The sequence below is a fragment of the Roseivivax sp. GX 12232 genome (assembly GCF_021272185.1).
Classification (GTDB): Bacteria; Pseudomonadota; Alphaproteobacteria; order Rhodobacterales; family Rhodobacteraceae; genus Roseivivax.
On the sequence record NZ_JAJSEC010000003.1, the window covers coordinates 401,096 to 420,830 of the forward strand.

Below are 19,735 nucleotides of genomic sequence, written 5' to 3' on the forward strand. Positions count from 1 at the left end.
AGACCCGCCCAGACCTGCGCCCAGACTTGCGCCCAGAGCTGCGCCACTACCCGCGCCCAGAAAGGAGCCTTCCGCCCATGAACGCCGCCGCCACCAAGCTGCCGACCGATGTCGGCCCGATCCATTTCGTCGGCATCGGGGGCATCGGCATGTCCGGCATCGCGGAGGTGCTGTTGAACCACGGCTACGCGGTGCAGGGCTCGGACCTGAAGGCCTCCAAGATCACCGAGCGGCTCGCGGGCCTCGGTGCGCGGATCTTCGAGGGCCAGAGCGGTGAGAACCTCGAGGGCGCGGAGGTCGTGGTGATCTCCTCGGCGATCAAGCCGGGCAACCCCGAGCTCGACGCCGCGCGCCAGCAGGGCCTGCCGGTGGTGCGCCGCGCCGAGATGCTGGCCGAGCTGATGCGGCTGAAGTCCAACATCGCGGTCGCCGGCACCCACGGCAAGACCACCACCACCACGCTGGTGGCCGAGCTCCTGGTCTCGGGCGGGATCGACCCGACGGTGATCAACGGCGGCATCATCCACGCCTATGGCTCCAACGCCCGGATGGGGCAGGGCGAATGGATGGTGGTCGAGGCCGACGAGAGCGACGGCACCTTCAACCGCCTGCCCGCGACCATCGCCATCGTGACCAACATCGATCCCGAGCACATGGAGCACTGGGGCGACTTCGAGCGGCTGAAGCAGGGTTTCACCGATTTCGTCTCGAACATCCCCTTCTACGGGCTGGCGGTCTGCTGCACCGACCACGAGGAGGTGCAGCGCCTGGTCGGCCGGATCTCCGACCGCCGGGTGGTGACCTACGGCTTCAACAGCCAGGCCGACGTGCGCGCGGTGAACCTGCGCTACGAGGCGGGCGTGGCGCATTTCGACGTGGCGCTGCAGGCCGAGGGCCAGGTGATCGAGGGCTGCACCCTGCCGATGCCCGGGGACCACAACGTCTCGAACGCGCTTTCTGCGGTCGCCGTGGCGCGGCATCTCGGCATGAAGGCCGAGGAGATCCGCGCGGCGCTGGCCAAGTTCGGCGGCGTGAACCGGCGCTTCACCCGGGTCGGCGAGGTCGGCGGCGTCACGGTGATCGACGATTACGGCCATCACCCGGTCGAGATCCAGGCGGTGCTGCGCGCCGCCCGCCAGGCCACCACCGGCCGGGTCATCGCGGTGCATCAGCCGCACCGCTACTCGCGGCTCTCGAGCCTCTTCGAGGACTTCTGCGGCTGTTTCAACGAGGCCGACGTGGTGGCCATAGCCAATGTCTATGCCGCCGGAGAGGACCCGATCCCCGGCGCCTCGCGCGACGACCTGGTGGCCGGGCTGATCCGCCACGGCCACCGCAACGCCCATGCGATCAGCGACGAGGAAGAGCTCGCCGCCCTGGTCCGCGCCGAGGCCCGCCCCGGCGACATGGTGGTCTGCCTCGGCGCCGGCACGATCAGCGCCTGGGCGCATGGCCTGCCGGCCCAGCTCGGGGGCTGAGGGGATGGGAGCGGTGGTCCTGATGGCCGGTTCGGTGGCGCTGCCGGGAGCGGGTGCGTGAGGGCCGTGGTTTTCAGTTGGTGCCGCATCGCGGGGCTGGGGCACGAGTGCCCCGATTTCGATTTGGTTCGGCTTCGCGGGGCGGGTGCGTGAGCCCCTCGCTGATCCTGGTGCTCTGCTGGGCGCTCCTGGCGAACCTCCTGGCGATGCTGCCCTCGCGGGACAACCACTGGACTCGGGCCTATGTGCTGATCGCGCTGGGCATCCCGCTCCTGGGTTTCGTGACCTATCAGAACGGGCCTTTCGTGGGCCTCCTCGCCTTTGCCGCCGGTGCCAGCATGCTGCGCTGGCCCCTGCGCTTCCTCGCCGCCTGGCTGCGGAGGCGTTTGGGGCGCGGGGTTTAGGAGGGGGCTGACGGAGATGGCGCGGGGAGGTGGTTTGCTGCCGAGCTGCTTCACAGCCGAGCATCAAGCTTCTTACCCTCCAAGAGCGCCGCGCGCCCCGAGTTCCATTCAGAACCGAAAGCGCCAAGCGCACACCTGATCCAACCCGCTCGATCCGCTCGCCGCACCCAACTCATCCCCAACGGCAATCTCAGGCGCCACTTGCGCCCGAATAGCACCGAAGGTGCCGGGCGCGCGCCGGACCGGCCCCTTGGGCCGGCGCTCCTTGGGATGGTATGCATCGCTCACCCCTAGTCCTGACCTTGCATGGATTAAGCGCATAGCTCAGAGGTCGGCAGCGCCGGCCCCCGGTCCGGCGCGCGCCCTCTGGTGGGGTGGGTGGAGAGGGCGGTGGTTTGGCTTTCAGGCGTGCCCATCTGCACCGCCGTTCCACTAGAGTGGATCGTCTCAACAAACGCCTCCTTGCGCCCGAATAGCACCGAAGGTGCCGGGCGCGCGCCGGACCGGCCCGATGGGCCGGCGCTCCTTGGGGCGGCGTGCGCAGATCAGCCCTAGTCCTGACCTTGCTGGGATAAAGTGCCTCGCTCGGAGCTCAGCAGCGCCGGCCCCCGGTCCGGCGCGCCCTCTGGCGGGATGGGTGGAGAGGGCAGGGGGGCGGCTTTAAGGGGCGTCAGTCTGCACGACTGTTCGTTCTCGCCTTCACCTGGCCAACAGACGCTCCCTCCCGCCAGGAGTTCACCAAAGCTGCCAGGCGCGCCGCGGACTGGGGCAGGCGCCTGCCGACCCACCCTGCCCCCACACCCCTTGCACCTCCGTCTCGCCGCGCCGATAAGCGCCGCATGATCGACATGCCCCAGACCCGAGGAAAACTCACCCAGGACCGCGCGCTGGCGGATCTGACCTGGCTGCGCGTGGGCGGGCCGGCCGACTGGTTCTACCAGCCCGCCGACCGCGAGGACCTCGCCGCGTTCCTCGCCGCCCTCCCCGAAGACCTGCCGGTTTTCCCCATGGGCGTCGGCTCGAACCTGATCGTGCGCGACGGCGGGCTCCGGGCGGTGGTGATCCGGCTCGGACGGGGCTTCAACACAATCACCGTCGAGGCGGGGAACCGCCTGCGCGTCGGCGCCGCGGCGCTCGATGCCCATGTGGCGCGCAAGGCGGCGGATGCGGGCGTGGACCTGACCTTCCTGCGCACCATCCCCGGCGCCATCGGCGGGGCGGTGCGGATGAACGCGGGCTGCTACGGCACCTATCTCGCCGATTGCCTGGTCGAGGCGACGGCGGTGACGCGGAGGGGCGAGGTGGTGACCCTCACCCCCGCGGACCTGAACCTGCAATACCGCCAGAGCGACCTGCCCGAGGGCTGGGTGTTGACCGAGGCACTCCTCGAAGGCCCCGCCGGCGCGCCGGACGACCTGCACGCCAAGATGGAAGATCAGCTCGCCCGCCGCGATGCCTCCCAGCCCACCAAGGAGCGCACCGCAGGCTCGACCTTCCGCAACCCGGCGGGCTTTTCCTCGACCGGGCGGGCGGACGACAGCCAGGAGCTCAAGGCCTGGAAGGTGATCGACGAGGCGGGCCTGCGTGGAGCGCGCCGCGGCGGCGCCCAGATGAGCGAGAAACACCCCAATTTCCTGATCAACACCGGCGGCGCCAGCGCCGCCGACCTCGAGGAATTGGGCGAGGAAGTTCGAAAAAAGGTTTTCCAAAACAGCGGAATACGGCTAGACTGGGAAATCAGACGCGTGGGCGATCCCGCGTAGGCGACAGAAGGGCAGAACAGCCCCGGCGCCAGGTGCAATCGCAGGCAGGTTGCAAAGAAGAATAGGGGCAAAGCCCCGACTTGAGAGGCAGTTTCGGGATGTCGAGCAGGGCAACCCCGAAAGTGGCGGTGATTATGGGCGGACCCTCGCGAGAACGCGAGGTCTCACTCAGTTCCGGCAGGGAATGCGCCGCCGCTTTGCGGACAGAGGGTTTTGAGGTGATCGAGGTCGATGCCGGCCGCGACCTCGTTGCGCGTCTCTCGGAGATTTCCCCAGATGTCGTCTTCAACGCCCTGCATGGCCGCTGGGGCGAGGACGGCTGCGTCCAGGGGCTGCTGGAATGGCAGGGCTGGCCCTACACCCATTCGGGCGTCCTGGCCTCGGCGCTCGCCATGGACAAGGAACGCACCAAGGAGGTCTACCGCGCCGCCGGGCTGCCGGTGGCCGAGAGCCGCCTGGCGACCAAATCCGAGGTCATGGCCGCCCATGTGCTGCCGCCGCCCTACGTAGTTAAACCCTATAACGAGGGCTCCTCGGTCGGGGTCTACCTGGTCCATGAGGATGCCAACGGCCCGCCGGTCCTCGACGATCAGATGCCCGATCTGGTCATGGTCGAGGCCTTCCTGCCCGGCCGCGAGCTGACCACCACGGTCATGGGCGACCGGGCGCTCGGGGTGACCGAGATCGTCACCGAGGGCTGGTACGACTACGCCGCCAAATACACCCCCGGCGGCTCGCGCCACATCTGCCCCGCCGAGATCCCCGAGGAGATCACCGAGGCCTGCCTCGACTACGCGCTGCGCGCCCATGCGGCGCTCGGGCTGCGCGGGGTCAGCCGCACCGATTACCGCTGGGACGAGCGCCGCGGCCCCGAGGGGCTGGTGCTGCTCGAGACCAACACCCAGCCCGGCATGACGCCGACCTCGCTTTCGCCCGAGCACGCCCAGCTTGCCGGGATGAGCTTCGGCGCCTTCTGCCGCTGGATGGTGGAGGATGCCTCGTGCCCCAGGTGAGCCGCTTCGATCCCGCGCCCTCGCGGCTGAAATACCGGCTCGAGCGGATGATGCTCACGCCGGTCTACCGGCTGATGCTGCGCTTCGGGCTGCCTTTCCTTCTGACCTTCGGGGCGACGACCTGGTGGTTCTCGGTCGAGGAGAACCGCGACGCCTTCCTGCTGACGCTCGCCGACATGCGCGCCGCGATCGAGCAGCGCCCGGAGTTCATGGTCAAGCTCATGGCCATCGACGGCGCGAGCGACGGCGTGGCCGAGGACATCCGCGAGGTGGTGCCGCTCGATTTCCCGATCAGCTCCTTCGATCTCGAGCTGGACGCCATGCGCCAGACGATCACCGGGCTCGACGCGGTGAAGAACGCCAATCTCTTCATCCGCCAGGGCGGCATCCTGCAGATCGACGTGATCGAACGCGCGCCGGTGGTCCTGTGGCGGACCCGGCAGGGGCTGGAGCTTCTCGACCGCGAGGGGGTCATGACCGGCCCCGTCGCCGAGCGCGCCGATCATCCCGATCTGCCGGTCATCGCGGGCGCAGGCGCCGACCGCCAGGTGCGCGAGGCGCTGCGGCTGCTCTCGGCGGCAGCGCCGCTGCAGGCGCGGCTGCGTGGGCTCGAACGGATCGGCGAGCGGCGCTGGGACGTGGTGCTCGACCGCGGCCAGCGCATCCTTCTGCCCGAGACCGGCGCGGTGCGCGCGCTGGAGCGGGCCATCGCCATGGATCAGGCGGTCGACATGCTGGGCCGGGATGTCGTCGCCGTCGACCTGCGTCTGGCCGAACGGCCGACGCTCCGGCTCTCAGAATACGCGCTGGAGGAACTCCGGCGGATCAGAAAAATCGAGGTAGGGGACAGGTAACATCATGATCGAGCTGTACGAATCCCAGCGAGCGATGCGCAACATGCGCCGGGCCGCCATGCAGCGCGGGGTTGTTGCCATCCTGGATGTGGGCTCGTCCAAGATCGCCTGCCTGATCCTGCGTTTCGACGGGACCGAGCGTGACTTCGACAGCGACGGGGTCGGCTCGCTCGCGGGGCAGTCGGGCTTCCGGGTGATCGGCGCGGCGACCACGCGCTCGCGCGGGGTGCGCTTCGGCGAGGTCGCCTCCATGGGCGAGACCGAACGCGCGATCCGCACCGCGGTGCAGGCGGCGCAGAAGATGGCGCAGATCCGGGTCGACCACGTGATCGCCTGTTTCTCGGGCGCCGATCCGCGCTCCTACGGGCTGGCGGGGCAGGTCGAGCTCGAGGGCACCCAGGTCAGCGAACAGGACGTGGCGCGGGTGCTCTCGGCCTGCGACGTGCCGGACTTCGGCGACACCCGCGAGGTGCTGCACGCTCAGCCGGTGAACTTCGCGCTGGACCACCGCTCGGGCCTCTCGGACCCGCGCGGGCAGATCGGCCAGGAGCTGGCCACCGACATGCATATGCTCACCGTCGACGGCATGGCGATCCAGAACCTCGCCCATTGCGTGAAGCGTTGCGACCTGGAGCTGGCGGGCCTGGCCTCGTCCTCCTATGCCTCGGGCATCGCGGCGCTGGTCGAGGACGAGCAGGAGCTGGGCGCGGCCTGCATCGACATGGGCGGCGGCTCCACCGGGATCTCGATCTTCATGAAGAAACACATGATCTACGCCGATGCAGTGCGCATGGGCGGCGATCACATCACCTCGGACATCTCCATGGGCCTGCAGGTGCCCATGGCCACCGCCGAGCGCATCAAGACCTTCTACGGCGGCGTCGTGGCCACCGGCATGGACGACCGCGAGATGATCGAGATCGGCGGCGAGACCGGCGATTGGGAACACGACCGCCGCACCGCCAGCCGGGCCGAGCTGATCGGCATCATGCGCCCCCGCGTCGAGGAGATCCTCGAGGAGGCGCGTGCCCGGCTCGACGCGGCGGGCTTCGACCATCTGCCCTCGCAGCAGATCGTGCTGACCGGGGCGGGCAGCCAGATCCCCGGGCTCGACGGGCTGGCCTCGAAGATCCTCGGCCAGCAGGTGCGGCTCGGCCGGCCGATGCGCGTGCACGGTCTGCCGCAGGCCGCCACCGGGCCCGGCTTCTCCAGCGCGGTGGGGCTCTGCCTCTTTGCCGCGCACCCCCAGGACGAATGGTGGGACTTCGAGATCCCGGTCGAACGGCTGCCCGCGCGGTCGTTTCAACGGGCGGTAAAATGGTTCAGGGATAATTGGTAACCGCAAGATATCGCTGAATCGGCGAAATACCGCGAATCTGGGGGTCTGATTTCCCAGATTTGGTAGAAAATACGTGTTTTTCACGTGACGAGATGCGCTGCCATCGGTAATACTTGGGGGAAATAGGCGAAAAAGGGCTGGCAACCGGTCCAGAACAAGCAGGCGGATTTGCGATGACTTTGAACCTTTCTGTGCCCGGGCACGAAGAGCTGAAGCCGCGTATCACCGTGTTCGGTGTCGGCGGTGCGGGCGGCAATGCCGTGAACAACATGATCGAGAAGTCGCTGGACGGCTGCGACTTCGTTGTGGCGAACACCGATGCCCAGGCGCTGCAGCAAAGCCGCGCGCAGGCGACGATCCAGCTGGGCGTGAAGGTGACCGAGGGTCTCGGGGCGGGCGCCCGGGCCACCGTCGGCGCCGCCGCCGCCGAGGAAAGCATCGAGCAGATCGTCGATCACCTGGCCGGCGCGCATATGTGCTTCATCACCGCGGGCATGGGCGGCGGCACCGGCACCGGTGCGGCGCCGATCATCGCCCAGGCGGCCCGCGAGCTGGGCGTGCTGACCGTCGGCGTCGTGACCAAGCCCTTCCAGTTCGAGGGCGGCAAGCGGATGCGCCAGGCCGAGGACGGCGTCGAGGCGCTGCAGAAGGTCGTCGACACGCTGATCATCATTCCCAACCAGAACCTCTTCCGGCTGGCGAACGAGCGCACCACCTTCACCGAGGCCTTCTCGATGGCCGATGACGTGCTCTACCAGGGCGTGAAGGGCGTGACCGACCTGATGGTCCGTCCGGGCCTCATCAACCTCGACTTCGCCGACGTGCGCGCGGTCATGGACGAGATGGGCAAGGCGATGATGGGCACCGGCGAGGCCGACGGCGAGGATCGCGCGATCCAGGCCGCCGAGAAGGCCATCGCGAACCCGCTGCTCGACGAGATCAGCCTCAAGGGCGCCCGCGGCGTGCTGATCAACATCACCGGCGGCCACGACCTGACGCTCTTCGAACTGGACGAGGCGGCCAACCGCATCCGCGAAGAAGTCGACCCGGACGCCAACATCATCGTCGGCTCGACCCTCGACGACACGCTGGAAGGCTGCATGCGCGTGAGCGTCGTGGCCACCGGCATCGACGTCAGCGAAGAACAGGCCGAGGTGCCGGTCCCGCGCCGCACCCTGCGCGAGCCCCTGAACCAGGGTGACGAGGTCGAGGAAGTGGCGCCCGCCGCCGCCCCGGCCCCTGCCGCGCAGCAGCCCGCCCAGCGTCCCGCCGCCCGCGCGGTCCGCGCCGAGACCTACGAGGACGAGGAGCCCTCGCTCTTCACCGACCTCGAAGGCCAGCGCACCGCCGACGGCCAGCTGCCGCCCTCCTACGATGACGGCCAGCAGCACGCGGCCCAGGGCGACGACGGCCTGCCGCCGCCGGCCTACCAGCCGCGCGTTGCCGAGTTCCAGCCGCAGCCCGACGCGGTCGACCAGAACGCCGAGGCCTTCGTCGCCCCGCGCGGCCAGCAGCAGCCCGCCGGGCGGCCGTCGCCGGACACGCTGGCGCGCCTTCAGGCCGCCGCCGACCGCGCCCGTGACGAGGCCCCCGCGGGCCGCGGAGCACCGCGCGGACAGGAGCGGGGCACCGGTGGCGAGGCCGAGAAATCGCGCTTCGGGATCAACTCGCTGATCAACCGGATGACCGGCCATCACGGCGAAGGATCGGCCGCGCCCGCGCGCCGCACCCAGCCGCCGATGCACGCCCGTCAGCCCGACCCGATGACCAGCCACGACGAGGAGGAAGACGAGGATCGGATCGAGATTCCCGCCTTCCTGCGGCGCCAGGCGAACTGAAAACCGGTCACGAATGACCCAGGCGCCCCCGGATTTCCGGGGGCGTTTTTGTTTGTATTCCAGGTATTTATCCCCGATGGGCGGGGTGCCGCCGCAATGTTACGGGTCATGTTTCATTCGGTCGTAATACTTGATTTGAGCCATCCGGCGCGGGTCTTTACCTCCGAGACAACGCAAGAAGTGCGCCCGTCGAGGCGCGACGAAAGGGGTCACACCGTGCAGACGACGCTCAAGGCACCGGTCACATTCGAAGGTCACGGCCTGCATTCCGGCCGGCCCGCCCGCATGACCGTGCGCCCCGCGGTGGCCGAGCATGGCATCTGGTTCAAGCGCGTCGACATCGCCATCGGCGACAACCTGATCCCGGCCCTCTGGAACGCCGCCGAGCGGACGCCGCTTTGCACCCGGATCGTGAATGCCGCCGGCGTCTCGGTCTCGACCATCGAGCATGTCATGGCCGCACTGGCCGGCACCGGCGTGCACAACGCCCTGATCGAGATCGACGGCCCCGAAGTGCCGATCCTCGACGGCAGCGCCGCGCCCTTCGTGAAGGGCATCCTCGAACGCGGCCTGCGGATGCTGAACGCCCCGGTGCGCGCCATCGAGGTGCTGAAGCCCGTCAGCGTCGACACCGGCTCCGGCTGGGCCCGGCTCGAGCCCGCGCGGCTGCCCTCGATGTCCTTCTCGATCGACTTCGACGACGCGGCGATCGGCGTGCAGTCCAAGCGCATGACGCTGGCCAACGGCGCCTTCGTGCGCGAGCTTTGCGACAGCCGCACCTTCTGCCGCCAGCGCGACGTGGAGGCCATGCAGGCCCAGGGCCTCGCCCTCGGCGGCACCTACGAGAACGCCGTGGTGGTCGAGGGCGACCGCGTGCTCTCGCCGGGCGGGCTGCGCCATGCCGACGAGGCGGTGCGCCACAAGATGCTCGACGCGCTCGGCGACCTCGCGCTCGCGGGCGCGCCGGTGCTGGGGCATTACACCGGCATGCGCGCCGGTCACTCGATGACCAACATGCTGCTCGAGGCGCTCTTCACCACCGATGGCGCCTTCCGCATGATCACCTGCGACAGCAGCCGCCGGGCGGCTCTGCCCGGCGCGGGTGTGGTCCTCGACGAGGTTCCCGCGGTCGCGTGAACCGGCGTGACGACGGCCCTCCGCGAAATCGCGCTAAGGCGTTTTGCACCGGAATTTTCTGTGCTACGACCCGGTGTGAACCGGGCCGGATTGCCCGGTCGGACCGGCGAGGGACATCGGGCATGGCAAGGGGCGCATCCATGAAATCGGCATTCGCTGCAGGTTGTCTGGCGCTGGCGCTGTCGGGCTGCGGCGCGCTTGGAAACCTGACCGGCGGCGGCGGCGCGGAAGCGGGGCTCGGCCCCGGCGGCCAGCCGCTCGAGAACTTTTCGGCCGATCAGATCTTCGAGCGCGGCGAGTTCGAGCTCGACCGCAACCGCCCCGACGACGCGGCGACCTATTTCGCCGAGGTCGAGCGGCTCTACCCCTATTCCGATCTCGCCAAGCGGGCGCTGATCATGCAGGCCTTCGCCTTCCACCAAGACCGCGATTACGAGAACTCGCGCTCCGCCGCGCAGCGCTACATCGACTTCTACCCGCTCGATGACGACGCGGCCTATGCACAGTATCTCCTGGCGCTCAGCTATTACGACCAGATCGAGGACGTGGGCCGCGACCAGGGGCTGACCTTCCAGGCGCTGCAAAGCCTGCGCACGGTGATCGAACGCTACCCCGAGAGCGAATACGCACGCTCCTCGATCCTGAAGTTCGACCTGGCCTTCGACCACCTGGCGGCCAAAGAAATGGAGATCGGGCGCTACTACCTCAAGCGCCAGCACTACGCCGCCGCGGTGAACCGCTTCCGCGTCGTGGTCGAGGATTTCCAGACCACCACCCATACGCCCGAGGCGCTGCACCGCCTGGTCGAGGCTTATCTGTCGCTCGGGTTGACCGACGAGGCGCAGACCGCCGGCGCGATCCTGGGGCACAACTACCGCTCGACCGAATGGTATGAGGACAGCTTCGCGCTGCTGACCGGGCAGGGGCTCGAACTGCGCCCCCGCGGCGACAGCTGGCTTGCGCGCATCTATCGCCAGACGGTCAAGGGCGAGTGGTTGTAACACACGCGGGGCTGACCGATAAGCGTTCCCATGCTGCGCGCGCTTGAAATCAGGGACATGTTGATCATCGACCGGCTGGATCTTGCCTTCCAGCCGGGGCTGAACGTGCTGACCGGCGAGACCGGGGCGGGCAAGTCGATTCTGCTGGATGCGCTTGGCTTCGTGCTGGGCTGGCGCGGCCGGGCCGAGCTGGTGCGCTCGGGCGCCGACCAGGGCGAGGTGGTGGCCGAGTTCGCGCTGCCGCCGGGCCATGCCGCCCGCGAGATCCTGGAGGAGGCCGGGCTGCCGATCGAGGATGCGCTGATCCTGCGCCGGGTGAACACCCGCGACGGCCGCAAGACCGCCTGGGTCAACGACCGCCGCGCCTCGGGCGAGGTGCTGCGGCGGCTCTCGGACACGCTGGTCGAGCTGCACGGCCAGCATGACGACCGCGGTCTTCTGAACCCGCGCGGGCACCGCCAGCTTTTGGACGCCTATGCCGACACCGAGGCGGCGCTTGCCGCCACCCGCGCCGCCTGGCGCGCCAAGGCCGCCGCCGAGAAGGCGCTGACCCGCGCCGAGGCGGAGCTGGCCGAGGTCCGCGCCGAGGAGGACTTCCTGCGCCACGCGGTCGAGGAGATCGACGGCCTGTCGCCCGAACCCGGCGAAGAGGACCGGCTCGACACCGAGCGGCGGCGCATGCAGGCCGCCGAGAAGATCCGCGAGGACATCGCCCGCGCCTACCAGGTGCTTTCCGAGGGCGCCGAGGGCTCGATGAGCGACGCGCTGCGCTGGCTCGAAGGCGCCGCCGACAAGGCCGAGGGCGCGGTCGAGGCCCCGGTCGCCGCGCTGGAACGCGCCATGGTGGAGCTGGGCGAGGCGGTCTCGGGCGTGGAAAGCTGCCTCGAGGGGCTGAGCTTCGACCCGCACGAGCTGGAGGCGACCGAGGAGCGGCTCTTCGCGATCCGGGCCCTGGCGCGCAAGCACCAGGTCGCCCCCGACGTGCTGCCCGACCTCGGCGAGGAACTGCGGAGCCGCCTGGCGCGGCTCGACCGGGGCGCCGAGGACGTCGAGAGCCTGCGCGCCGCGCAGAAGACCGCGCTCAAGGACTATGCCCGCGCCGCCGAGGACCTCTCGGAGATCCGCCGCAGCGGCGCCAAGGCGCTCGATGCCGCGGTCAGCGCCGAGCTCGCGCCCCTGAAGATGGAGCGCGCGGTCTTCGAGACCCAGATCACCGAGGCCGAGCCCGGCCCCGAGGGCATCGACGCCGTGGCCTTCACCGTGGCGACCAACCCCGGCGCCCCGGCGGGGCCCCTGAACAAGATCGCCTCGGGGGGCGAGCTGTCGCGCTTCCTGCTGGCGCTGAAGGTCTGCCTGGCCGAAGGCGAGGCCGCCCGCACGATGATCTTCGACGAGATCGACCGCGGCGTCGGCGGGGCCACCGCCGATGCGGTCGGCCGCCGCCTCAAGGCCCTGGCCGAGGGCGGGCAGGTGCTGGTCGTGACCCACAGCCCGCAGGTCGCGGCCCTTGGCGCGCATCACTGGCAGGTCGCCAAGCGGGTCGACGGTGAGGTCACCACCTCGACCGTGGCGCCGCTCGGCGCCGAGGACCGCGAGGACGAGATCGCCCGGATGCTCGCCGGCGACACGGTCACGCAGGAGGCCCGCGCGGCGGCCCGGGCGCTTCTGCAGGGCTAGGGCGCGGCGCTTCGGTGACAGCCGCCCGCCAAGCCGCGGGGCCACTCTTGCCCGGGGCCGGGCCGGCACTTTACCCTCGGGACGTAACTCCTTAAGAACTCGGGCGAGTTCGGGGAGGGAGATGGCCGAGAACAGCCTCATGCGCATGAACGTCCAGGCTTTCACCGCCAAGTGCGGAGAGGGCTGGGACCTTTTGCGGCACCGCGGCCCCGGCCAGGTGCAGTTCTGGTTCATCGCGCTGGCCATCGGCATCGCCTCGGGTTTCGCGGCGCTGATCTTCCGCATCGGCATCGAATGGCTGCAGACCCGGCTCTACGGCACCGAGGACCCGAACCTCCTGGCCAGTTTCGCCGAGACGCTGCCCTGGTACTGGGTGCTGGCGATCCCGGTCCTGGGCGGGGTCACCGTCGGGCTGATCGTGCATTTCTTCACCCCCGACGGGCGCGTGCGCAGCGTCGCCGACGTGATCGAGGGCGCGGCGCTGAACGACGGACGGGTCGAGAAGAAGGCCGGCATCGCCTCGGCGCTCTGTTCCTGGATCACGCTCTCCTCGGGCGGCTCCTCGGGCCGCGAAGGGCCGGTGGTGCATATCGCCGCGATGATCGCGAGCTGGGTCTCGAACCTCCTGCGGGTCGACGGGATCACCGGGCGCGACCTGCTGGGCTGCGCCGTGGCCGCCGCCGTCTCGGCCAGCTTCAACGCGCCCATCGCCGGGGCGCTTTTCGCGCTGGAGGTGGTGCTGCGCCACTTCGCGCTGCATGCCTTCGCGCCGATCGTGGTGGCGAGCGCGGCGGGCACGGTGATCAACCGGCTGGCCTTCGGCGATGTGACCGAGTTCCGCCTGCCGGGCACCACCACGGTGGAGTTCTACCTCGAACTGCCCGCCTTCCTGATCCTGGGGCTCCTTTGCGGGCTGATCGCGGTGGTCACCATGAAGGCGATCTTCGCCGCCGACGACCTCGGCACCGGGCTGCAGCGGCGGCTGGGCCTGCCGCATTTTCTGCGCCCGGCGGTGGCGGGGGTGCTTCTGGGCGGGCTCGCGATCTTCTATCCGCATATCATCGGGGTCGGCTACGAGACGACTTCGCTGGCGCTGACCGGGAACCTTCTGACCCATGAGGCCATCGTCTTCGCCGTCCTCAAGGTGGCGGCGCTGGCGATCACCATGGCCGGGCGCATGGGCGGCGGGGTCTTCTCGCCCTCGCTGATGATCGGGGCGCTGACCGGGCTGGCCTTCGGGCTGATTGCCACGGGGATGTTCCCGAACCAGTCGGGCTCTTCGACGCTCTACGCGCTGGCGGGCATGGGGGCGGTCGCCGCGGCGGTGTTGGGCGCGCCGATCTCGACCACGCTGATCGTCTTCGAGCTGACCGGCGACTGGCAGACCGGGCTGGCGGTGATGGTCTCGGTCTCGATGTCCACGGCGGTGGCGGCGCGGCTGGTCGACCGGTCCTTCTTCCTCAGCCAGCTCGAGCGGCGCAACGTGCACCTGGCCGCCGGGCCGCAGGCTTACCTCCTGGCGATGTTCGGGGTCTCGGGGGTGATGCGCAAACCCACCGACCTCAGCGCCGCCGACGAGGAGAGCTGCCACGCGATGATCGAGCAGGAGCTTTTCGTGAACGCCAGCTCGACGCTGGAGACGGCCATGCCGCTCTTCGAGAAGTCCGGCGTCGCCTTCCTGCCGGTGATCCGCCGCGACCCCGAGAGCGACGCGCCGATCCTGCAGGGCGCGCTGTTCCACGTCGACGCGCTGAAGGCCTACAACAAGGCGCTGGCCGCGACGGCGGCGGAGGAGCACAGCTAGGGGGGCAGGGGGGCCGCCGGGTTGGGCCGCTTGGCGGCGTGGACAGGGTTCCCGTGGCCCCGCCGCAACCGCAGGTCTGACACCCGCGCAGTGACCGGCCAAAACCGCGCGCCCAACTCCGTCCCGCTGCCAAAGCCCATGCCGCGCCTCCCTCGGCACCCGCCCAAAGAAAAACCGCCGCGAGGCCCCCGCGGCGGTTCACTCAATTCCATAGGCCGTCCGGCCCAGCCCGTTCAGAGCTGCTCGACCGTCACCCCGTCCTGGACGTGGAAGGCGAGGTGGTCCTTGATCTCGGCCACACCCTCCTTGGGGTCCTCGTAGGTCCAGACCGCGTCTTCGTAGGTCTTCGACTTCGACATGATCGAATAATAGTTCGCCGTGCCCTTCTTGGGGCAGGTCGTCGTGGTATCGGTGCGGTCCAGGAAGGCCATGCCGATGTCCTTGCGGGGGAAATAGATGACGAAGGGATGGCCCTCTTCGCTCAGCTCCAGCGCATTGGCGCTTTCCCCCAAGACAGCGCCGCCTGCGCGCACAACCCAGGTGCCCTCGGCGGGGCGGATCGCGATATCCTTGCTCATGCCAATCTCCCTTTGGCGCCCTGTCCTGACAGACCAGGACAACAGCGATGTAACAGCCCCGTCGTCGCGCGCGGGCCCCGCCTCAGAGCGGCGCGGTCGCCGCCTCCAGCCAGTCCGCCGCCGCACCCTCGAGCTCGGGCGCGAGGCGCGCGCGGCAGGTGGCGTGATAGGCATCCAGCCAGTCGCGCTCTTCTGCGGTCAGCATCTCGGCCACGATAAGCCGTCGGTCGATCGGGACATAGGTCAGCGTCTCGAAGGAGAGCATCGTCTCGACCGTCTGGCCGGGCAGCGCCTCGGCCTTGTGCACCACGACGAGGTTTTCCAGACGGATACCATAGGCCCCTTCACGATAGAAGCCCGGTTCGTTGGAGAGAATCATGCCCGGCTCGAGCGGCACATTGCCGGTCTTCGAGAGCCGCTGCGGGCCCTCGTGCACGCAGAGATAAGAGCCGACGCCATGGCCCGTGCCATGGCCGAAATCGAGCCCCGCCTGCCAGAGCGCATGCCGCGCGAAGGGGTCGAGGTCGCGCCCCGCCATGCCCTTGGGCCAGCGCAGACGCGAGACCGCGATCAGCCCCTTGAGGACGCGGGTGAAGTTCTGCCGCTCCTCCTCGCCGGGCGTGCCGATGGCCAGCGTGCGGGTGATGTCGGTGGTGCCGTCGGCGTATTGGCCGCCTGAATCGACCAGGTAGAGCTCGCCCTCGTTCAGGGCCGCATCGGTGCTTTCGGTCACCCGGTAATGCACCACCGCCCCATGGGCGCCGGCGCCCGAGATGGTCTCGAAGGAGATGTCGCGCAGCGCGCCGGTCTCGCGCCGGAAGGCCTCGAGCTCTTGCGCGGCGGCGATCTCGGTCAGGCTGCCCGGCGCCTGGGCGTCGAGCCAGGCGAGGAAGCGGCACATGGCCAGGGCGTCGCGCTGATGCGCGGCGCGGGCCCCGGCGATCTCGGTCTCGTTCTTCAGCGCCTTGGGCAGGAGGCAGGGGTCCTTGCCCTCGGTGATCTCGATCCCGGCCTCCGACAGCGCATCACCCACCGCCAGCGGGCAGCTCGCCGGGTCGATCAGCACCGGACCCGCCAGTTCGGCGAGCGCGGGCAGGAAATCCTCGGGCCGGGCCAGATCGGCCTCGAGCGGGGTCTCGAGCCCCTCGAGCTTCTCGGGCGCGATGAAGAGGCGCAGCCGCCCCGAGGCTTCGAGGATCGCCGTGGCATGCGGGATCGGGTTCCGGGGGATGTCGCTGCCGCGGATGTTCAGAAGCCAGGCGATGCTGTCGGGCTGGGTCAGCACGGCGTGCGCGGCGGGGGCGAGGCCCTTGGCCAGCCGCGCGATCTTGGCGGCGGCGGCCTCGCCCGCCAGCTCTTCGGGCTGCCGGGTCACCCGGCCAAGCGGCGGCTCGGGCTGATCCTCCCAGATCGCGTCGACCAGGTTGGCGCTGCGCACCAGCTCCGCCTCGGGCAGCTTCTCCTCGAGGTCGCGCGCCTGGTCCAGCGTCAGAAGCCAGGGGTCGATGCCGATCCGCGCGCCCTTGGGCGCCTCGGCGGCGATCCAGGCCGCCAGCGTGGTCTCGGGCCAGTCGACCGGGGTGAAGACCTCGGCGACCTGGTCGCGGACCTGCACCCGGTAGCGCCCGTCGACGAAGACCCCGGCCTTCTCGGCCAGCACCACGCAATGACCCGCCGAGCCGGTGAACCCCGTCAGCCAGGCCAGCCGGTCGTCGCGCGGGGCGACGTATTCGCCCTGGTAGGCATCGGCGCGGGGGACGTGGAAGGCGTCGAGCCCGGCCTCACCCATGGCGGCACGCAGGGCCTTAAGGCGCGGCGGCCCCTGATCGGGGCAGGTGCTGTCGGCAAAGCTCTGGAACTGGGTGTCGGGCATGAAACCTCGGGGAACGTCGGTCTGCGGGGAGGGGTCGGAACGCCTGCGGGCGGCCCGGAGCCCGGACCGCCCGCAGGTTGGGAATGGATCAGGAGGCGCGGCGGATGCCCATCACCCGGGCCCGCGCGCGCGGATCGCTGTCGAAGAGCGAGGCCAGCTGCTCGGTCATCGCGCCGGCGAGCTGTTCGACATCGGTGATCGTCACCGCGCGGTCGTAGTAGCGGGTCACGTCGTGGCCGATGCCGATGGCGAGAAGCTCCACCTGGCGCTTGCGCTCGACCATGGCGATGACGTCGCGCAGGTGCTTCTCGAGGTAGTTCGCCGGGTTCACCGAGAGCGTCGAATCGTCCACCGGCGCACCGTCGGAGATCACCATGAGGATCTTGCGTTGCTCGGGCCGGCCGGCCAGCCGGCGGTGCGACCATTCCAGCGCCTCGCCGTCGATGTTCTCCTTCAGGAGGCCCTCTTTCATCATCAGCCCGAGGTTCGCCCGTGCCCGCCGCCAGGGGGCGTCGGCGCCCTTGTAGATGATGTGGCGCAGGTCGTTGAGGCGCCCGGGCTGCTGCTCGCGGCCCGAGTTCAGCCAGTCCTCGCGGCTCTGGCCGCCCTTCCAGGCGCGGGTGGTGAAGCCCAGGATCTCGACCTTGACGTCGCAGCGTTCGAGCGTGCGCGCCAGCACGTCGGCGCAGATCGCCGCGATGGAGATCGGCCGCCCGCGCATCGAGCCCGAGTTGTCGAGCAGCAGCGTCACCACGGTGTCGCGGAACTCCATGTCCTTCTCGACCTTGAAGCTCAGCGGCGTCGTCGGGTTGGCCACCACCCGCGCCAGCCGCCCGGCGTCGAGGATGCCTTCCTCGCGGTCGAACTCCCAGGAGCGGTTCTGCTTGGCCTGGAGCCGGCGCTGCAGCTTGTTGGCCAGCCGCGAGACCGCGCCCTTGAGCGGGTCGAGCTGCTGGTCGAGATAGGCGCGCAGGCGCTCGAGCTCGGCCGGTTCGGCCAGCTCCTCGGCGCGGATCTCCTCGTCGTGGGTCGAGGAATAGACGCGGTAATGCGGATCGGCCTCGGAGGCCGGCGGCGGCGCCGGGGGCTCGAGCGGGGCCTCGCCCTCGGGCATTTCGATCTCTTCGGCCTGGTCCTGGTCGGCCTGGTCGTCCATCGAGACCTGCGCCTGGCTGGCGTCCTGGGTCTGCTCCTGGCTCTGCTCGGGGGCGGCCTCGTCGTCCTCTTCGCCGTCGTCCTGGTCCCCGTCCTGCTGCTCTTCCTCGCTGTCATCCGAGCTGTCCTCGGCCTGGTCCTCGGAGTCCTCGTCCTGATCGTCGGGGTCGTCGCCGAGCTGGTCGCCATAGCCCAGGTCGGTGATCATCCGGCGGGTGAAACGCGAGAACTCGGACTGGTCGGCGAGCTTCTCGCCGAGGTTCTCAAGGGTGTCGCCGGCCTTGTCCTCGATATGGCCGCGCCAGAGCTCCATGACGTTCTGCGCCGCCGGCGGCAGGTCGCGGCCGGTGGCCAGGTGTCGCACCAGGTAGTTCAGCGCCTGGGGCAGGGGCACATCGGCGGCCTCGCGGACCTCGGCATAGCCCTTGCGGCCGGCGTCATGGCCGATCTTGGTGTCGATGTTGACCGCGGTGCCCGGCATGTCGCGGGCGCCCATGGCCTCGCAGCGGGCGGTTTCCATCGCCTCGTAGATCTCGCGCGCCATGTCGCCCTGGGGGGCGTAGCGGGCATGGGTTCCGGCATCGTGGTAGCGGCGGTGCAGCGCCAGCGCGTCGGCGGTGCCGCGCGCCAGCATGACCTCGTCCCGGCTCATCCGGCGCGAGACCTGCGGCAGCCGCATCTGGTCGCCCGAGACGCCCGAAGGATCGACGCTGTAGCTGACCTGCAGCTCGGCGTCATGCGCCATGACCTTGGTCGCTTCGGCAAGCGCCTTCTTGAAGGGATCGGCCGGGTTGTCGGAACTCTTGCTCATGGGGCTTTGTGTTCTCAGTGGCGCTGAAAGGCAAGGGCGCGGGCGCGCCCCGCACTCTATAGAAGTAAGCCGCCCCGCGCCCGGCGCAAGCGCGCCTCTTCCGCGCATTTGGCCTATTCAAGCCAGATTTCCGGGTATAGGTGCTTCGGTGATGCGACTTCTCTTTCTAGGCGACGTCATGGGCCGCGCCGGGCGCGCCGCCGTGACCGAACAGCTGCCGCGCCTCCGGGCCGACTGGAAACTCGATTTCGTCGTGGTCAACGGCGAGAACGCCTCCAACGGGGCGGGCCTCAGCGTGGCCCATGCCAAGCTCCTCTTCGAGGCAGGCGCGGACTGCGTGACGCTGGGCGATCATGCCTTCGACCAGAAGGACATGCTGCAATACTGCGAAGAGGAGACCCGCATCATCCGGCCCGTGAACTACGCCAAATCGGCGCCGGGCCGCGGGTTCCGCATCTTCGAGGACCGCCGCGGGCGCAAGGTGCTGGTGGTGCAGGTCCTGGGCCAGGTCTTCATGAAGCGGCCCTTCGACGACCCCTTCAGCCACATGGAGCGGGTGCTCAAGACCCATCCCATGGGCGGCCAAGCCCAGGCGGTGCTGGTCGACATGCATTGCGAGGCGACCTCGGAGAAGATGGCCATGGGCCATTTCTGCGACGGCAAGGCGAGCCTGGTGGTCGGCACCCACACCCATGTGCCCACCGGCGACGCGCAGATCCTGCCGGGCGGCACGGCCTATCTGACCGACGCGGGCATGTGCGGGGATTACGATTCGGTGATCGGCATGGAGAAATCCGAGCCGCTCCGCCGCTTTGTGACCGGCATGTCCAAGGGCCGCTTCCAGCCCTCGCGCGGGGAGGCGACGCTTTCGGGCGTCTACGTCGAGACCGACGACCGCAGCGGCAAGGCCACCCGCATCGAGATGGTGCGCCAGGGCGGCCGGCTCGCCCCCGCGGGGCCCGTGGCGGGCTGAGTTTCTTTTTTCGTTGGTCTGTCCCCTTTTGCCGGGG

15 protein-coding genes are annotated in these 19,735 nt (G+C 69.5%); 12 read left to right on the forward strand and 3 right to left on the reverse strand.

What is annotated here, in order from left to right:
- Positions 1-77 precede the first annotated feature (77 nt).
- The 11 genes from murC to LR948_RS08400 all read left to right on the forward strand — a co-directional run bounded on the left by murC (position 78) and on the right by LR948_RS08400 (position 14,308).
- The gene (gene murC, locus LR948_RS08350) at positions 78-1,478 is read left to right on the forward strand and encodes a UDP-N-acetylmuramate--L-alanine ligase (RefSeq protein ID WP_232753537.1); all 1,401 of its coding nucleotides are present in this window, start codon (positions 78-80) and stop codon (positions 1,476-1,478) included.
- Positions 1,479-1,627: 149 nt separating this feature from the next.
- Positions 1,628-1,882: a DUF2484 family protein gene (locus LR948_RS08355; RefSeq protein ID WP_232753538.1), complete on the forward strand. Its 255-nt coding sequence runs from the start codon at positions 1,628-1,630 to the stop codon at positions 1,880-1,882.
- A gap of 839 nt (positions 1,883-2,721) precedes the next feature.
- Positions 2,722-3,645: a UDP-N-acetylmuramate dehydrogenase gene (murB, locus tag LR948_RS08360; protein ID WP_232753539.1), complete on the forward strand. Its 924-nt coding sequence runs from the start codon at positions 2,722-2,724 to the stop codon at positions 3,643-3,645.
- A gap of 98 nt (positions 3,646-3,743) precedes the next feature.
- On the forward strand, positions 3,744-4,658 hold the full coding sequence (locus LR948_RS08365; RefSeq protein WP_232753540.1) for a D-alanine--D-alanine ligase: 915 nt from the start codon (positions 3,744-3,746) through the stop codon (positions 4,656-4,658).
- A gap of 47 nt (positions 4,659-4,705) precedes the next feature.
- Positions 4,706-5,512 carry a cell division protein FtsQ/DivIB gene (locus LR948_RS08370; RefSeq protein ID WP_232753571.1) on the forward strand — a complete coding sequence of 269 codons (807 nt, stop codon included), beginning with the start codon at positions 4,706-4,708 and terminating at the stop codon, positions 5,510-5,512.
- 4 nt (positions 5,513-5,516) lie between these two features.
- Positions 5,517-6,851, forward strand: a complete 1,335-nt coding sequence (ftsA, locus tag LR948_RS08375; RefSeq protein WP_232753541.1) for a cell division protein FtsA — start codon at positions 5,517-5,519, stop codon at positions 6,849-6,851.
- Between the two features lie 173 nt (positions 6,852-7,024).
- Positions 7,025-8,689, forward strand: a complete 1,665-nt coding sequence (ftsZ, locus tag LR948_RS08380; RefSeq protein ID WP_232753542.1) for a cell division protein FtsZ — start codon at positions 7,025-7,027, stop codon at positions 8,687-8,689.
- Between the two features lie 216 nt (positions 8,690-8,905).
- Positions 8,906-9,826 (forward strand): UDP-3-O-acyl-N-acetylglucosamine deacetylase, encoded by a 921-nt coding sequence (gene lpxC, locus LR948_RS08385; RefSeq protein ID WP_232753543.1) that lies wholly within the window; start codon positions 8,906-8,908, stop codon positions 9,824-9,826.
- A 122-nt stretch (positions 9,827-9,948) separates the two neighbouring features.
- Entirely contained in the window at positions 9,949-10,827 is an 879-nt protein-coding gene (locus LR948_RS08390; protein WP_370634916.1) for an outer membrane protein assembly factor BamD, read from the forward strand.
- Positions 10,828-10,857: 30 nt separating this feature from the next.
- Positions 10,858-12,504, forward strand: a complete 1,647-nt coding sequence (gene recN, locus LR948_RS08395; RefSeq protein WP_232753545.1) for a DNA repair protein RecN — start codon at positions 10,858-10,860, stop codon at positions 12,502-12,504.
- 121 nt (positions 12,505-12,625) lie between these two features.
- A complete protein-coding gene (locus LR948_RS08400) occupies positions 12,626-14,308 on the forward strand; it encodes a chloride channel protein (protein ID WP_370634917.1) in 1,683 nt (560 codons plus the stop codon).
- A gap of 233 nt (positions 14,309-14,541) precedes the next feature.
- Here the strand turns inward: LR948_RS08400 and LR948_RS08405 are convergent, their stop codons facing one another.
- The 3 genes from LR948_RS08405 to cobT all read right to left on the reverse strand — a co-directional run bounded on the left by LR948_RS08405 (position 14,542) and on the right by cobT (position 18,725).
- Complete coding sequence (locus LR948_RS08405; RefSeq protein WP_232753546.1) at positions 14,542-14,886, reverse strand: DUF427 domain-containing protein; 345 nt, start codon at positions 14,884-14,886, stop codon at positions 14,542-14,544.
- 82 nt (positions 14,887-14,968) lie between these two features.
- Positions 14,969-16,759 (reverse strand): aminopeptidase P family protein, encoded by a 1,791-nt coding sequence (locus tag LR948_RS08410; protein WP_232753547.1) that lies wholly within the window; start codon positions 16,757-16,759, stop codon positions 14,969-14,971.
- 88 nt (positions 16,760-16,847) lie between these two features.
- Positions 16,848-18,725 (reverse strand): cobaltochelatase subunit CobT, encoded by a 1,878-nt coding sequence (gene cobT, locus LR948_RS08415; RefSeq protein WP_232753548.1) that lies wholly within the window; start codon positions 18,723-18,725, stop codon positions 16,848-16,850.
- Positions 18,726-18,876: 151 nt separating this feature from the next.
- Between cobT and LR948_RS08420 the strand changes: the two genes are divergently transcribed.
- Positions 18,877-19,698, forward strand: a complete 822-nt coding sequence (locus LR948_RS08420) for a TIGR00282 family metallophosphoesterase (RefSeq protein WP_232753549.1) — start codon at positions 18,877-18,879, stop codon at positions 19,696-19,698.
- Positions 19,699-19,735 lie beyond the last annotated feature (37 nt).

Excerpts from the sequence above, each read along its gene's own strand:
- murC (WP_232753537.1), top strand. The coding sequence starts at position 78 with ATGAACGCCGCCGCCACCAAGCTGCCGACCGATGTCGGCCCGATCCAT.
- LR948_RS08410 (WP_232753547.1), bottom strand. The coding sequence starts at position 16,759 with ATGCCCGACACCCAGTTCCAGAGCTTTGCCGACAGCACCTGCCCCGAT.
- LR948_RS08420 (WP_232753549.1), top strand. The coding sequence starts at position 18,877 with ATGCGACTTCTCTTTCTAGGCGACGTCATGGGCCGCGCCGGGCGCGCC.
- LR948_RS08370 (WP_232753571.1), top strand. The coding sequence starts at position 4,706 with ATGATGCTCACGCCGGTCTACCGGCTGATGCTGCGCTTCGGGCTGCCT.
- cobT (WP_232753548.1), bottom strand. The coding sequence starts at position 18,725 with ATGAGCAAGAGTTCCGACAACCCGGCCGATCCCTTCAAGAAGGCGCTT.
- LR948_RS08400 (WP_370634917.1), top strand. The coding sequence starts at position 12,626 with ATGGCCGAGAACAGCCTCATGCGCATGAACGTCCAGGCTTTCACCGCC.
- recN (WP_232753545.1), top strand. The coding sequence starts at position 10,858 with ATGCTGCGCGCGCTTGAAATCAGGGACATGTTGATCATCGACCGGCTG.
- ftsZ (WP_232753542.1), top strand. The coding sequence starts at position 7,025 with ATGACTTTGAACCTTTCTGTGCCCGGGCACGAAGAGCTGAAGCCGCGT.
- murB (WP_232753539.1), top strand. The coding sequence starts at position 2,722 with ATGATCGACATGCCCCAGACCCGAGGAAAACTCACCCAGGACCGCGCG.
- LR948_RS08405 (WP_232753546.1), bottom strand. The coding sequence starts at position 14,886 with ATGAGCAAGGATATCGCGATCCGCCCCGCCGAGGGCACCTGGGTTGTG.
- LR948_RS08365 (WP_232753540.1), top strand. The coding sequence starts at position 3,744 with ATGTCGAGCAGGGCAACCCCGAAAGTGGCGGTGATTATGGGCGGACCC.
- ftsA (WP_232753541.1), top strand. The coding sequence starts at position 5,517 with ATGATCGAGCTGTACGAATCCCAGCGAGCGATGCGCAACATGCGCCGG.
- LR948_RS08390 (WP_370634916.1), top strand. The coding sequence starts at position 9,949 with ATGGCAAGGGGCGCATCCATGAAATCGGCATTCGCTGCAGGTTGTCTG.